We start from the raw sequence: 13,675 nt of genomic DNA on the forward strand, positions 1-13,675 counted from the left end.
CCCCGCCACGATAACGGCAGCTACCCGCAATTTGGTGTCGTCAGTCTTCGCAGGCACAATTCTCTCCAATTGGTTCATCTGCGTTACCCTTTGCCAAAGCGAAAGGCTAGACCCCTCAGCTGTTAAAGGTCGAAAACTGATCAGAGAAAGACGCGGTTTGCCTTGCGAAGCAGCATGATCCTGTCTAAAGGATAGGCTATTATAAAATTGCATACGAAACAGGCAGAACGGTGACTGATTTAAAGCTACCATTGACAGTAGGCGGCGTAGAATTGCGCAATCGCGTATTTCTAGCGCCCATGTCCGGTGTGTCTGATCTGCCGTTCCGCCAGCTGGCGTGGCGGGCCGGGGCCGGTATGGTCGTATCGGAAATGGTTGCCAGCGCCGAGCTGTGCACGCGGGAGCGTGGGAATCTGCTGCGGCTAAAAGGTGACGGGTTAGGTACTCACGTCGTCCAGATTGCCGGCCGTGAAACACGATGGATGGCAGAAGCCGCCCGTATTGCCGAAGGCGAGGGTGCTCATATCGTTGATATCAATATGGGGTGCCCTGCGAAAAAGGTAACGGGCGGACTGTCAGGCTCAGCGCTTATGCGCGACCTCGACCATGCCCTGACACTGATTGAAGCGACTATTGCGGCGGTCAAAGTCCCCGTGACGCTGAAAATGCGCCTTGGTTGGGATGACGATACGATCAATGCGCCGGAACTTGCATCGAGGGCAGAGCAGGCGGGTGTGCAGATGATAACGGTGCATGGCCGCACACGCTGTCAGTTTTATGAAGGTAAGGCGGATTGGCGTGCCATTCATGCTGTCCGCGAGGTTATTTCCATCCCTCTTGTGGCCAACGGCGATGTGCTGAACCACGATGATGCAACGGCCATACTGGAAGCTTCTGGAGCAGATGCCGTCATGGTTGGCCGCGCTTCATATGGTCAGCCATGGCTGCCTGGCCAAATAGCCGAGGGTGTTAATCAGAGCCATGACGCTGCCGTTGCCGACTATGCGGTCTCTCACTATGAGGCGATGCTCGCCCATTACGGCGAAACGACCGGCATTCGACATGCGCGCAAACACCTCGGGTGGTATCTGGATTTGCACGGCGTCGATGTTGTGCCTGCCATACGTGGTTCAATCATGACAGAAACAAATCCATCGCTCGTAGCGCAGCGTTTGCATGATGCCTTGAGCCGCCCGCTGGCAAATTTGAAGAAAGTGGCTTGATGACAGTTCCTGAGAACACGCTGGCGAGCATGGTCCTCAATTCGCTGCGACATCCCGTAATAATGCTGGATGAGGCGGGCTATATTTCCTACGCCAATGCCGATGCAGAAGCATTTTTCCGCTCAAGCGCGACAATCCTGAGCCGCAATACTCTTGATATGCTGCTGCCTTTTGGCAGCCCGCTGTTGGCACTGGTCAAGCAAGTGCGAGAGAGTCCATCGCCAGTGAACGAATACCGCGTTGATGTTTCATCGCCGCGTCTGGGGCAAGATCGCATTGTCGACCTTTATGTAACTCCGGTAAGCGAGTCACCCGGCTCCATTGTCATTCTGTTCAAAGAGCGTTCAATGGCGGAGAAACTCGACCGCCAGATGACTCACAGAGGCGCGGCCCGATCAGTTACCGGTCTCGCGTCCATGCTTGCACATGAGATCAAAAACCCTCTTTCAGGTATTCGCGGGGCGGCGCAGCTGCTTGAGATGGGGCTTAACGATGATGATAGAGCCCTTACGCGCCTGATCACAGACGAAACAGACCGCATTGTATCGCTTGTAGACCGTATGGAAGTGTTTTCGGACGAGCGACCGATTGAGCGGGAGGCGGTCAACATTCATGTGGTTCTGGATCATGTCAAAGCTATCGCCAAAAATGGTTTTGCAAGCCATATAAAATTTCACGAGGATTATGATCCATCGCTGCCCTATGTGTTCGCCAATCGCGATCAGCTTGTGCAGATATTTCTCAATCTTGTGAAAAATGCAGCTGAATCGATAGGTGCGAACGAGCCGGGTGAAATTACGCTTTCGACAGCGTTCCGCCCGGGCATCAGGTTATCTGTGCCGGGCATGCGCAATCGCGTTTCGCTTCCGCTCGAGTTCTGCGTTTCCGATACAGGTGCTGGCGTATCGCCGGATATCATGCCGCATCTATTCGATCCGTTCGTGACGACAAAGCCAAATGGTTCGGGTCTTGGATTGGCGTTGGTAGCAAAAATTGTTGGTGATCATGGCGGCGTGATTGAATGCGATTCATTTCCGCGCAAGACAACTTTCCGGATTCTCATGCCTGCCTGGCAGAGCGGTCCACTTGATGATGATCATGCAGATGACAATCCATATCCCACGAAGACAGGATTCTGATAATGAGTTTGGGTAGCATTCTCGTAGCCGATGACGATGCGGCAATCAGAACGGTACTAAATCAGGCACTTTCGCGTGCCGGTTACGATGTTCGCATAACGTCAAATGCCGCGACGCTATGGCGCTGGATTTCCGCCGGTGATGGCGATCTTGTGATCACTGACGTCATCATGCCAGATGAAAACGCCTTTGACCTTTTGCCCCGAATAAAGAAATCCCGCCCGGATCTTCCAGTCATCGTCATGAGCGCGCAGAATACGTTCATGACGGCCATCCGTGCGTCGGAAGCGGGGGCTTATGAATACCTACCGAAGCCTTTTGACCTGACGGAACTGGTCAGCATCGTCGGACGCGCGCTTGCGGAACCGAAGAAAAAGCCGGAAAAGTGGGCTGACGAGCAACCGGATACCATGCCGCTCGTTGGTCGCTCTCCTGCAATGCAGGATATTTACCGCGTGCTTGCCCGCATGATGCAAACGGATTTGACCGTGATGATTTCAGGCGAATCCGGCACGGGTAAGGAGCTGGTGGCCCGTGCGTTGCATGAATATGGCCGCAGGCGCAAAGGACCATTCGTTGCCATCAACATGGCTGCAATTCCGCGTGATCTGATTGAGTCGGAACTGTTTGGCCATGAACGGGGTGCTTTTACCGGAGCGCAAAACCGATCAAGCGGACGGTTCGAACAGGCAGATGGCGGAACACTGTTTCTTGACGAGATTGGCGATATGCCGATGGAAGCGCAGACGCGGTTGCTGCGTGTCCTGCAGCAGGGCGAATATATGACTGTCGGCGGTCGTACACCGATCAAAACCGATGTGCGTATCGTTGCGGCCAGCAACAAGGATTTGCGGACACTAATCAACCAGGGGTTGTTCCGCGAAGATCTATATTATCGCCTTAACGTGGTGCCGTTGCGTCTGCCGCCATTGCGTGAACGCGGCGAAGATATTCCTGATCTGGTCAGGCACTTCTTCAAGATGGCAGTTAAGGATGGTTTGCCGGAAAAACGCATTACCGGAGCGGGTCTGGACCTTATGCGCCGTTACCCTTGGGCAGGAAATGTGCGCGAGCTTGAAAACCTTGTCCGGCGTTTAGCCGCACTTTACCCGCAGGAAGAGATCAATGCGGACGTAATTGAAGCCGAACTGAAGGCGGATTTACGCCCGGCAGAGCCTTCAACCAATGGTTTGGCAAATGAAGATATTACAATCGCCCAAGCCGTAGAACTGAATATGCAGCGCTATTTTCTGTCCTATGGCGACGAGCTTCCGCCTGCGGGACTTTACCAGCGCATATTAGAGGAAGTTGAGTATCCATTGATACTTTCCTGTCTCACCGCAACGCACGGCAACCAAATCAAGGCTGCGGAGCTTTTGGGTCTGAACCGCAATACGCTGCGCAAGAAAATTCGCGAGCTGGGCGTCAACATATACAAGAACAATAAAAACGACCGGTAGCCGGGCAGCCGCATTAAAAGCCGCCCGCCGCCGATTTCTTACGCTATTGGTCCGAGATAATCGAGTTTTCCAACTGATACGCCGTTGTGCCGCAATATGTTCTGCGCCGTTGTGACGTGGAAGTAGAAGTTCGGCAAAACGAACTTCGTAATATAATCGTCACCACTCAACGTTGTCTTCAGCTTGCCGAAATTGAGCGTAACCTCTTTCGATGAGGCATCTTTGAAGGCGCTTTCATCTACGCTTCTGAGGAAAGCCACAGTCTTGGCAATTCGCTCTTGCAGCTCTGCGAAAGTTTTCTCTTCGTCGGCCATTTTCGGCGGTTCGATAGAAGTGAGGCGGCCGATAACAGCCTTCGAGGTATCGCTGATCCTTTGTATCTGACCAGAGAATGGCAGCATATCTGGTGCAAGACGCGCATTGACCAGAACCTCGGGGCTGATTTTCTTCTCGACCGAAAATGCTTCTGCCTTTTCAATCAGTGATGAAACGATGGAAAGTCCACGTAAAAGAGCAGGAATCGAAATTGCGTATGTAGAGTTTGACATAAGAGCTTCCCTAGAAAAATGTTGCTGTATCTGTACCAGCTTCATGCGCGTCTGGTTGAGTGGCAGATACGGCTCAGGTATTATTTTTCAAGGTAGGCGAAAAATATTACTGCCATTTGGCAAGGCTCAATTTTCTTAGATTGTGCGGCGCTTAGGTTCAAAACGCTCCATGAACTCGCTATTCGCATGGACAATACGGTTGCGGCCCTGATTTTTGGCCGCATAAAGGCATTTATCAGCTGCGACCAGAGCTTCTTCCAGCAATTGACCTGACTTGTGGACGGCAATCCCGACACTGACTGTCACGTTGAGTTCCTGAATCCGCAAATGCAGGGGAATCTCTTTCATGCCCATGAGTATCTTATGCGCAAGCCAATCCGCTTTTCCTATGTCCGCATTGGTCAGGAATAGAGCGAACTCTTCACCACCAAATCGGGCGGCAAAGTCCCATTCGCCGATCACAGAACGCAGCAGAATTCCGATTTCCTGCAGAACGCTGTCACCGACCGCGTGACCGTGCCGGTCGTTTATCGATTTGAAGTGATCCGCATCAATATAGAGAATGGCTCCGGCGCTTTTTTCAGGATCACACAGTGTGATCTGGCGTTGTGCCTGCAGGTAGAACTCATTCCTGTTGGACAGGCCCGTCAAATCGTCTCTGCGCGATGCAAGATCAAGCAACAGGGCAGTCTGTTTTAACCGATAGTTCAAGCCAACCAGAAATGAGCCTAGTGGAGCGCTTACGATAACGACAATAGCAGTCGTTACGATAAGGACGTTATCCATTTGCCCTAGATCGACGAACACAAAAAACGTGGCTGCAAGCAAATTTGCTGCGATGGTCGCCATCAGGACCATTATGACGACCTGTTTATAAGGCGACATATTGCCGAATTTCGTCATCCAGAAATCGTAGGTCGTCATTGCAACCGCCACGGAGTTGATACACGTTTAATACAACCAAGAGCTGTGAAGAAAGCTATGCGTAAATGCCGTAAATTTTAATTGTCGGCTGAATTGTTGACGATAAAAGCCGACTACATCAAATGGTTGTGCATTTCGATCAACGCAAATGACAAAGCGTTGCATTTCCGCCACAATGTGTTGCATGAGTGCCACTTGGTTGGGGTCGCATAGCAATGGTCTTGTCAAACTCGGTCAATACGGTGAACGGCTCTGTATCCGGCGCGACTAGCGGCGTTACGCAGCGGTTCTTCTCACGTCTGGGTATTGCAACGGTGATGCTGGCACTGCTGACGACCGGAATAACATTTCTGATTTTGACAGGCGTTACGCCTATTCATCCAGACAGCGACGTGACTCTGCTGCTGACAAGCATCAATGCAGTGCTGATTATTGCGCTGATTCTGTTGATCGGTCGTGAAATTTATCGCGTCGTTCAAGCTAGAAACCGGGGGAAGGCGGCCTCCCGCCTCCATGTCCGTCTTGTCGTGCTGTTCTCGCTTGTCGCTGCGGTGCCGGCAATGATCGTGGCAATCGTTGCTTCGATCACTCTGGATATGGGGCTGGACCGTTGGTTTGAGATGCGGACATCGACGATTGTCGAGTCCTCCATAAATCTTGCGGAAGCATATATCCAGGAAAGCGCGCGCAGTTTGCAGTCAGCGACGTTGGAAATGGTCGACGATCTGGACGGGCAACGCACATTATTCAACCTCGACCGAAGCGGTTTCGTCCGGCTGATGACACAGCAGGCGCTTGGTCGAAATATGATTGCTGCTTCCATTATACGGCCAGACGGGACCACAGCCATGAGGGCTGATATTCCTACAACGACGCCTATCCCGTTTGTGGCAAAGTCCGTTCTTGAAACTGCCTCGGACGGAAAGCCTGTGCTTATTCCACCGGAGCAGACAAACCTGTTGAGCGCTGTCGTTAAATTACGCGAGATACCGGGCGTTTTTCTCTACACGATACGCCCCGTTGACCCGGATATACTCAACTCCAGCCGTGCCATGGAGAAAAAGAATGCTGACGCTGCCATTGCGGCTGACGGCAATGGCATTACCACGCAGATTCTCTTTGCGATGCTTTATTTCGGTCTGACGTTGACGCTGCTTTTGTCCGCCATATGGACGGGTATCGCGGTAGCTGATCGGCTGGTTCGTCCGATACGCCTGTTAATTGGTGCGGCAGACAATGTTGCTACCGGAAACCTGAATGTTTCTGTTCCCGTGCATCGCTCAGATGGCGATGTGGGGTCACTGTCTCAGACATTCAACACGATGGTCCGCCAATTGGGCACGCAGCGTAAGGACCTTGTATCGGCCAAAGATCAGATAGATGAGCGCCGCCGGTTTTCGGAAGCCGTCCTGTCCGGGGTTACTGCAGGCGTCGTCAGTGTCAACGCAGATGGTGCGATTGGTATCGTAAATCGCTCCGCCGAAACAATGCTGGCGCTTGACCCGATTACGTCACGCGGTAAGAACCTGACCGCCCTTGTTCCGGAAATCGGTCTGGTATTCGAAGTTGCGCATGCAACCGGGCGTTCTGTCTATCGCGAGCAGGTGACAATGTCACGTCGCGGCAGCGCGCGCACATTTAACGTGCAGATTACGGTGGAAGATGCTGAATCAATTGAGCATTCTTACGTTGTAACTGTTGATGACATAACTGATCTGGTGGAGGCGCAACGGTCCTCGGCTTGGGCAGATGTGGCGCGCCGTATTGCGCATGAGATCAAGAATCCGCTTACACCCATCCAGCTTTCCGCCGAACGTTTGCGCCGCCGGTTTGGCAAGGTAATCACCGAAGATCGGGAGGTTTTCGATCAGTGTACCGAAACGATTATTCGGCAGGTGGGTGACATTGGCCGTATGGTTGATGAGTTTTCTTCCTTTGCACGTATGCCAAAACCAGAGATCAAGGCAATGGACTTGCGTGAGGCGCTCCGCGAGGCCTCGTTTCTGGTGGAAGTCAGCCGCAGCGATATACGTTTTGAACGCCATTTTGGTACCGTGCCGTTGATTGGCCAGTTTGACAGCCGTCTTTTGGGGCAGGCCTTTGGCAATGTTATCAAGAATGCCGCCGAGGCGGTGGAAGCGGTTGTCAAAGAAGGTCACGTGGAGGGCCATATCCTCATCCGGTCTCGTGCCGAAGATAATTCCATCATTGTTGAAGTTCTCGATAGCGGCAAAGGGCTCCCGCGGGAACATCGCCAACGTTTGCTTGAGCCCTATATGACGACCCGCGAAAAGGGCACTGGTCTCGGCCTTGCTATCGTCAAGAAGATTGTCGAGGACCATGCGGGTCAAATCGAACTACATGACGCGCCAAATGATTTTTACGGGGGACGTGGCGCAATGATCCGCATGATCTTTCCAATGAACCAATCTGCTACGGCAGGTTTAGAAAATCCCGATAAATCGGCAAAACAGGTGAATTCAAATGGCATCTGACATTCTTGTAGTCGACGACGAAGTCGATATCCGCGAGCTTGTTGCAGGCATACTGAGCGATGAAGGCTATGAAACACGCGTGGCATCGGACGCAGACAGTGCTTTGGCAGCCATCGACGAGCGGATTCCGCGACTGATATTTCTCGATATCTGGATGCAGGGCAGTCGCCTTGATGGTCTGGCGCTGCTGGATGAGGTCAAGCTGCGTCATCCTGAGATTCCTGTCGTCATGATCTCAGGACACGGCAATATCGAAACAGCCGTTTCAGCTATTCGCCGCGGTGCCTATGACTTCATTGAGAAGCCATTCAAGGCAGACAGACTGATTCTTATCGCGGAGCGCGCGCTTGAAACCTCCAAGCTTCGCCGCGAGGTTTCTGATCTGCGCAAACGTTCGACAGAAAGCTTTGAGCTACTTGGTTCTTCGTTGTCGATGAACCATTTGCGGCAGACGATTGAGCGTGTAGCGCCGACTAACAGCCGCATCATGATTACTGGCCCATCGGGCGCCGGCAAAGAACTGACCGCCAGAGCGATACATGCACTATCCGCCCGCTCGAAAGGGCCATTTGTAAACCTGAACGCTGCAACCATTACTCCGGAACGCATGGAGGTAGAGCTTTTTGGCACTGAATCAGATGGCGGCGAACGTAAGGTCGGCGCGCTGGAAGAAGCGCATGGGGGGATTCTCTATCTCAATGAGATCGCCGATATGCCACGGGAAACCCAGAACAAGATTTTGCGGGTTCTCGTAGATCAGCAGTTCGAGCGCGTGGGCGGTACCAAGCGGATCAAGGTCGATGTTAGGATTATCTCGTCCACGGCTCAAAATCTTGAAGCAATGATCGCTGAGGGCCGTTTCCGCGAAGATTTGTTTCACCGGCTGGCAGTGGTTCCTGTTATCGTGCCGCCGCTGGCTGATCGTCGTGACGATATTCCGGCACTTGTCGATTTCTTCATGGCTCAAATTGCTGATCAGGCCGGTATCAAGCCGCGTAAGATAGGTCCGGATGCCATGGCCGTGCTGCAGTCGCACTCCTGGCCGGGCAACATTCGCCAATTGCGCAACAATATCGAACGCCTGATCATTCTGGCCCGCGGTGACGACCCGGAAGCGGTGATAACGGCTGATCTTCTCCCAGCTGAGATTGGCGACACCTTGCCGAAAGCTCCAACGGAGTCGGATCAGCACATTATGGCCCTGCCGCTACGCGAGGCGCGCGAACGTTTTGAAAAGGAGTATCTCATCGCGCAGATCAACCGGTTTGGCGGAAATATCTCGCGCACCGCTGAATTCGTTGGTATGGAACGTTCGGCACTGCACCGGAAGTTAAAATCCCTCGGGGTCTAAGGCAAATATGCGTGTAATCATCTGCGGGGCGGGCCAGGTCGGTTATGGCATAGCGGAACGGCTTGCCGCCGAAGACAATGACATTTCGGTCATTGATACGTCAGCTGAGCTTATCCAGGTCGTTCGCGATACGCTTGATGTTCGCGGCTTTGTTGGGCATGGCGCTCACCCTGATGTTTTGGCCGCTGCTGGCGCTGATCAGGCAGATATGATCATTGCTGCTACACTCTATGATGAAGTGAATATCGTGGCGTGTGAGGTAGCTCATGCGCTGTTCAATGTGCCAACAAAGATCGCGCGTATCAGGGCTCAGGCATATCTGCAGTCACACTATCAGGACCTGTTTTCACGCGATCACATGCCGATTGACGTTATTATCTCTCCGGAGCTTGAAGTCGGTGAGATGGTATTGCGCCGCATAGCATTGCCCGGCGTCAGCGATGTTGTCCGCTTTGCTGATGAAAATGTTGCAGTTCTGGCTATCGAATGCCTTGAGGACTGCCCGGTTATCAATACGCCGCTGATCCAGCTGTCGGATCTGTTTCCGGACCTGTCGGCAACCGTCATGGCGCTTGTCCGTAATGACAAGCTTTTCATACCTCGCTCAACGGATCAGATGTTCAGCGGTGATATCGCCTATGTTGCAGCGGAAAAATCCCAGATTCACCGAACCTTGGCCCTGTTTGGCCACGAAGAACCAGAAGCCACGCGGATTATTATTGCCGGCGGCGGTAATATTGGCCTGCACGTTGCACAGACAATCGAAGCAAAACAGCCAAAGACCAAGGTCAAGCTGATTGAACCGAACCTCAAGCGGGCCAATGCGATTGCCGACGAGCTTCGTCGCTCTCTGGTATTGCATGGCAGTGCTCTGGATCAGAAGCTTCTCTACGAGGCTGAGATACAGGACGCTGACCTTATGGTCAGTCTGACGAATGACGATCAGGTCAATATGCTGGCAGGCGTCATGGCAAAGCGCCTCGGCTGCAAATCCAATCTGGTTTTGATCAACAATCCTGATTTTCTCGATCTCAGCAAGTCGCTGGGTATAGATGCGCAGATCAGTCCGCGGAGCGTCACGATCTCGCGTGTGCTTCAGCATGTCCGCCGCGGCCGTATCCGCGCTGTGCACAGCGTCCAGAAAGGTCAGGCTGAAATCATTGAAGCAGAAGCACTGGAAACATCGCCCATGGTGGGTGCGCCGCTAAGGGAGCTGGATTTGCCCGCCGGACTGCGCATCGGCGCGATCTATCGCAATGGCGAGGTTATCAAGCCTGACGGGAATGTTCGCATAAAGCCAAAAGATCGTGTGGTGCTTTTTGCCACGGCCGAGACGGTAAAGCAGGTTGAGCAGATGTTCCGCGTCAGCCTCGAATTCTTCTAACAGTAGGGTGTTTTCCCATGAAACTACAACTGCTGCGTAATGCGACCCTCAAGCTTGACTATGCCGGTTCAACTTTGCTGATTGATCCGGACTTTGGCGCGAGACACAGCCGTCCGTCTTTTACCGGGCGCTCGCCAAATCCCATGACAGACCTTCCGGAAAGCATTGAGGATATTCTGTCAGGCGTTGATCTGGTAATTGTTTCGCATCTCCATGCCGATCATTTTGACGTGGTGGCTCAGGAGCGCGTTCCCAAAGAGCTTCCACTCATCTGCCAACCGGGGGATGCCGGGAAAATTCGCGCCTTTGGTTTCACCGATGTGACGGAACTCACAGATGAAACGGTCTGGCGTGATATCAAGCTGACGCGCCGAGACGGTAATCATGGCACGGGTGCAGTGTTGGATAAAATGGGATCGGTCATTGGTCTGACGATTGAGGCTGATGACGAACCCACGGTCTATTGGGCGGGTGATACGGTCCTGTATCCGCCTGTTATCGCGACGATAACGGAAACCTCTCCCGACATCATCATCACGCATTCCTGCGGCGCCAAATGGGACGATACGCTTATCGTCATGGACGCCGCCCAAACAGTGGAAGTTTGTGGTGTTGCTCCTGAAAAGACCCGCATTATCGCTACCCATATGGAAGCGCTTGATCACGCGACAGTGACGCGCGCTGAGCTTCGTTCTTTGGCGAATGATCGAGACATCGCCCAAGACAGACTGTTCATCCCAGCGGATGGCGAAATACTTAACCTCACAGCCTCGAACTAATGAGTAAATCAATGCCTAAAACATTCGCTTTCGTTGGAAACCTGAATCGAAACGCTTTGCCCGGTCAAGGCAATGGAATTAGCGTGTATGAATTTAGCGCTGAAACGGGCGATCTGACGCTTGCGAGCGAATATTTGGCAATTGATAATCCCGGCTACCTAGCGATCGATGAGAAAAACAAGCGGCTCTATGCGGCGGTAGAAGTGCCGGAATGGAATGAGAATATCGTCGCGTCATTCGATATCGACACGGCAAGCGGTGCCTTATCCTACATCAATATGCAGTCCTCGGTTGGCAATACGACATGCCACTTGGGGTTTGATCAGACAGGCACAATGATCTTTGCGTCGAACTACACTGTTGCTCCACTGGGATCACTGCCCGGCAATGCGGTTTCGGCCTTTGCAATCCGCAATGATGGAGGAATTGAGCCAGCTTTTGCGGCTGCAGTTCATGAAGGTCCGAATGCAATATTACCAACCAACAAAAGACAGCATGGCCATTGCGCGGTGGCTAGCCCGGATAATAAGACGCTTTTTGTCTGCGATCTCGGACTGGACCAGATCATTGCTTATGAGATGCCAAAGAATGGTGAAAAGCTGAAGCTGGCTGCAACCCCCTTCACACAATTGCCGGAAGGTGCAGGACCACGGCATTTGACGTTTCATCCAAACGGAAAAATAGCTTATGTTATCAATGAGCTGAATTGCACTGTTTCTGTTCTGGATTATGACGCTGGTGAGGCCAGCCTCAAGATCAGGCAAACTTTGCCGACAATTCCCGAAGATTTCACTGATACCAATACCTGTGCCGAGATCGCCGTCAGTGCTGATGGCCGGTTTGTTTATGGGTCAAATCGCGGACACCACAGTATCGTGACTTACGCTGTTCAGCAGTCTGGCGAGCTTTCACTGATTGGATGGACAGCATCGCAAGGTATTGGGCCGCGCAATTTTGTCATTGATCCTTCCGGCAGGTACATGCTGGTGGCCAACCAGAAGGGCGGTGGCATTGCAGTTTTCAAGCGTGATATCGATACAGGTTCGCTGGAAGATACAGGCAAGCGTATCGATCTGCCGACCCCTATGCGTATTGTCTTTGGCACGTTCTGAGGAGATTCAGGAATGTCCCGCATCGCTTATGTAAACGGACAATATGTGCAGCATTCCGAAGCCGGAGTGCATATCGAGGATCGCGGCTATCAGTTCGCAGATGGTGTCTATGAAGTCTGCGAGATCGCGCGTGACAATATCATGGATATGACCCGCCACTTGGATAGGCTGGGACGCTCCTTGTCAGAACTCAAGATCGCCTGGCCCATGGACCGCAGGGCCTTGCAGGCCGTCATAAGAGAAGTCGTACGCCGGAACAGGGTGCATAATGGTCTTGTGTATCTGCAGGTAACGCGGGGTGTTGCCCGCCGAGACCATGTTTTCCCGTCCGCGGACACAACGCCATCGTTGGTCATCACCGCCAAGCGCACCAGCCCGGAAGCATCAGCCGCGCGCGCTGCGAAGGGCATAAAGATAATAACGGTGCCAGAAAACAGATGGGAACGCGTGGATATCAAGTCTGTGGGGCTGCTACCAAATGTGTTGGCGCGTCAACAGGCAAAAGAGCAGGGAGCTCAGGAAGCATGGTTTGTTGATCCCGATGGAACTGTGAAGGAAGGCGCCGCAACCAATGCTTGGATTGTAACCAAGGATGGAGTGCTGGTTACCAGAACGGCAGAAAGCGGAATCTTACGTGGCATCACCCGCACAACTATCTTTGACGTGGCAAAGAAGCTTGGTTTGAAAATCGAAGAACGTGGTTTCTCAGTTGATGAAGCCAAGAGCGCAAAAGAGGCTTTTATTACTGCTGCAACCACTGTAGTTATGCCGGTTATTGATATCGATGGCGTTACGGTGGCTAACGGTCACCCCGGAACGATAACACTTTCGTTACGCGAAGCGTTTTTTGAGATTGCGGAAAAAACGCCATCCTGTTAACCCGTGAGTGAGGGGACTTTACAGACGCTGTTTTCCGCCTCCTGTTGGGAGCAGGATTACCTGTTTCCGCTGCAGAATTTTGCACGAGACACATTTGCTGATCGCATAAAAGGATAAAAACAATGGCTGAACGATCGCAGAATCTTCAAGACCTTTTTCTGAACTCAGTCAGAAAGCAGAAGATTTCTCTGACAATCTTCCTCATAAATGGTGTAAAACTGACCGGTATTGTTACTTCGTTTGACAATTTCTGCGTGCTTTTGCGCCGCGACGGCCATTCGCAGCTTGTTTACAAGCATGCCATTTCGACCATCATGCCAAGCCAGCCTGTGCAGATGTTTGAAGTTGAAGAAAGCGACTAACCACATTTGACCAAAGAAA

The 13,675-nt window shown here is 52.4% G+C and carries 12 protein-coding genes; 10 read left to right on the forward strand and 2 right to left on the reverse strand.

The genetic code is table 11. The features are described from left to right. Positions 1–230 precede the first annotated feature (230 nt). Genes dusB through ntrC form a run of 3 tightly spaced genes read left to right on the forward strand, consistent with a single transcriptional unit; the run spans position 231 to position 3,822 of the window. Positions 231–1,223 carry a tRNA dihydrouridine synthase DusB gene (dusB, locus tag PMI41_RS23805; protein WP_008129200.1) on the forward strand — a complete coding sequence of 331 codons (993 nt, stop codon included), beginning with the start codon at positions 231–233 and terminating at the stop codon, positions 1,221–1,223. After that, positions 1,223–2,362: a nitrogen regulation protein NR(II) gene (locus tag PMI41_RS23810; RefSeq protein ID WP_008129201.1), complete on the forward strand. Its 1,140-nt coding sequence runs from the start codon at positions 1,223–1,225 to the stop codon at positions 2,360–2,362. The genes dusB and PMI41_RS23810 overlap by 1 nt, the downstream gene beginning before the upstream one ends. Before the next feature lie 2 nt (positions 2,363–2,364). Further along, positions 2,365–3,822, forward strand: a complete 1,458-nt coding sequence (ntrC, locus tag PMI41_RS23815) for a nitrogen regulation protein NR(I) (RefSeq protein WP_008129203.1) — start codon at positions 2,365–2,367, stop codon at positions 3,820–3,822. Positions 3,823–3,860: 38 nt separating this feature from the next. On the opposite strand, the gene PMI41_RS23820 is transcribed toward ntrC, so the two are convergent. After that, entirely contained in the window at positions 3,861–4,370 is a 510-nt protein-coding gene (locus PMI41_RS23820) for a DUF1993 domain-containing protein (RefSeq protein ID WP_008129205.1), read from the reverse strand. 135 nt (positions 4,371–4,505) lie between these two features. After that, the gene (locus PMI41_RS24430) at positions 4,506–5,294 is read right to left on the reverse strand and encodes a GGDEF domain-containing protein (protein WP_008129208.1); all 789 of its coding nucleotides are present in this window, start codon (positions 5,292–5,294) and stop codon (positions 4,506–4,508) included. 215 nt (positions 5,295–5,509) lie between these two features. Between PMI41_RS24430 and PMI41_RS23830 the strand changes: the two genes are divergently transcribed. The 7 genes from PMI41_RS23830 to hfq all read left to right on the forward strand — a co-directional run bounded on the left by PMI41_RS23830 (position 5,510) and on the right by hfq (position 13,656). Next, the gene (locus tag PMI41_RS23830) at positions 5,510–7,789 is read left to right on the forward strand and encodes a PAS domain-containing sensor histidine kinase (protein WP_008129209.1); all 2,280 of its coding nucleotides are present in this window, start codon (positions 5,510–5,512) and stop codon (positions 7,787–7,789) included. Next, a complete protein-coding gene (locus PMI41_RS23835; protein ID WP_008129210.1) occupies positions 7,779–9,140 on the forward strand; it encodes a sigma-54 dependent transcriptional regulator in 1,362 nt (453 codons plus the stop codon). Before PMI41_RS23830 ends, PMI41_RS23835 begins: the two co-directional genes overlap by 11 nt. Before the next feature lie 7 nt (positions 9,141–9,147). Next, a complete protein-coding gene (gene trkA / locus PMI41_RS23840; protein WP_008129212.1) occupies positions 9,148–10,524 on the forward strand; it encodes a Trk system potassium transporter TrkA in 1,377 nt (458 codons plus the stop codon). Between the two features lie 17 nt (positions 10,525–10,541). After that, positions 10,542–11,303, forward strand: coding sequence for an MBL fold metallo-hydrolase (locus PMI41_RS23845; RefSeq protein WP_008129214.1), 762 nt, complete (start codon positions 10,542–10,544; stop codon positions 11,301–11,303). Between the two features lie 11 nt (positions 11,304–11,314). Further along, a complete protein-coding gene (locus PMI41_RS23850; protein WP_008129216.1) occupies positions 11,315–12,415 on the forward strand; it encodes a lactonase family protein in 1,101 nt (366 codons plus the stop codon). Positions 12,416–12,427: 12 nt separating this feature from the next. Then, positions 12,428–13,294: a D-amino-acid transaminase gene (locus PMI41_RS23855; RefSeq protein WP_008129218.1), complete on the forward strand. Its 867-nt coding sequence runs from the start codon at positions 12,428–12,430 to the stop codon at positions 13,292–13,294. 122 nt (positions 13,295–13,416) lie between these two features. Beyond that, positions 13,417–13,656 carry an RNA chaperone Hfq gene (gene hfq, locus PMI41_RS23860; protein WP_008129219.1) on the forward strand — a complete coding sequence of 80 codons (240 nt, stop codon included), beginning with the start codon at positions 13,417–13,419 and terminating at the stop codon, positions 13,654–13,656. Positions 13,657–13,675: the final 19 nt, after the last annotated feature.

It is taken from the genome of Phyllobacterium sp. YR531 (assembly GCF_000282595.1).
Lineage (GTDB): Bacteria > Pseudomonadota > Alphaproteobacteria > Rhizobiales > Rhizobiaceae > Phyllobacterium.

What these genes read in the sequence shown, in the direction of transcription:
- trkA (WP_008129212.1), top strand. Translation starts at nt 9,148, where the DNA reads ATGCGTGTAATCATCTGCGGGGCGGGCCAGGTCGGTTATGGCATAGCG.
- PMI41_RS23810 (WP_008129201.1), top strand. Translation starts at nt 1,223, where the DNA reads ATGACAGTTCCTGAGAACACGCTGGCGAGCATGGTCCTCAATTCGCTG.
- PMI41_RS23820 (WP_008129205.1), bottom strand. Translation starts at nt 4,370, where the DNA reads ATGTCAAACTCTACATACGCAATTTCGATTCCTGCTCTTTTACGTGGA.
- ntrC (WP_008129203.1), top strand. Translation starts at nt 2,365, where the DNA reads ATGAGTTTGGGTAGCATTCTCGTAGCCGATGACGATGCGGCAATCAGA.
- PMI41_RS23850 (WP_008129216.1), top strand. Translation starts at nt 11,315, where the DNA reads ATGCCTAAAACATTCGCTTTCGTTGGAAACCTGAATCGAAACGCTTTG.
- PMI41_RS23845 (WP_008129214.1), top strand. Translation starts at nt 10,542, where the DNA reads ATGAAACTACAACTGCTGCGTAATGCGACCCTCAAGCTTGACTATGCC.
- PMI41_RS23835 (WP_008129210.1), top strand. Translation starts at nt 7,779, where the DNA reads ATGGCATCTGACATTCTTGTAGTCGACGACGAAGTCGATATCCGCGAG.
- hfq (WP_008129219.1), top strand. Translation starts at nt 13,417, where the DNA reads ATGGCTGAACGATCGCAGAATCTTCAAGACCTTTTTCTGAACTCAGTC.
- PMI41_RS23855 (WP_008129218.1), top strand. Translation starts at nt 12,428, where the DNA reads ATGTCCCGCATCGCTTATGTAAACGGACAATATGTGCAGCATTCCGAA.
- PMI41_RS24430 (WP_008129208.1), bottom strand. Translation starts at nt 5,294, where the DNA reads ATGACGACCTACGATTTCTGGATGACGAAATTCGGCAATATGTCGCCT.
- PMI41_RS23830 (WP_008129209.1), top strand. Translation starts at nt 5,510, where the DNA reads ATGGTCTTGTCAAACTCGGTCAATACGGTGAACGGCTCTGTATCCGGC.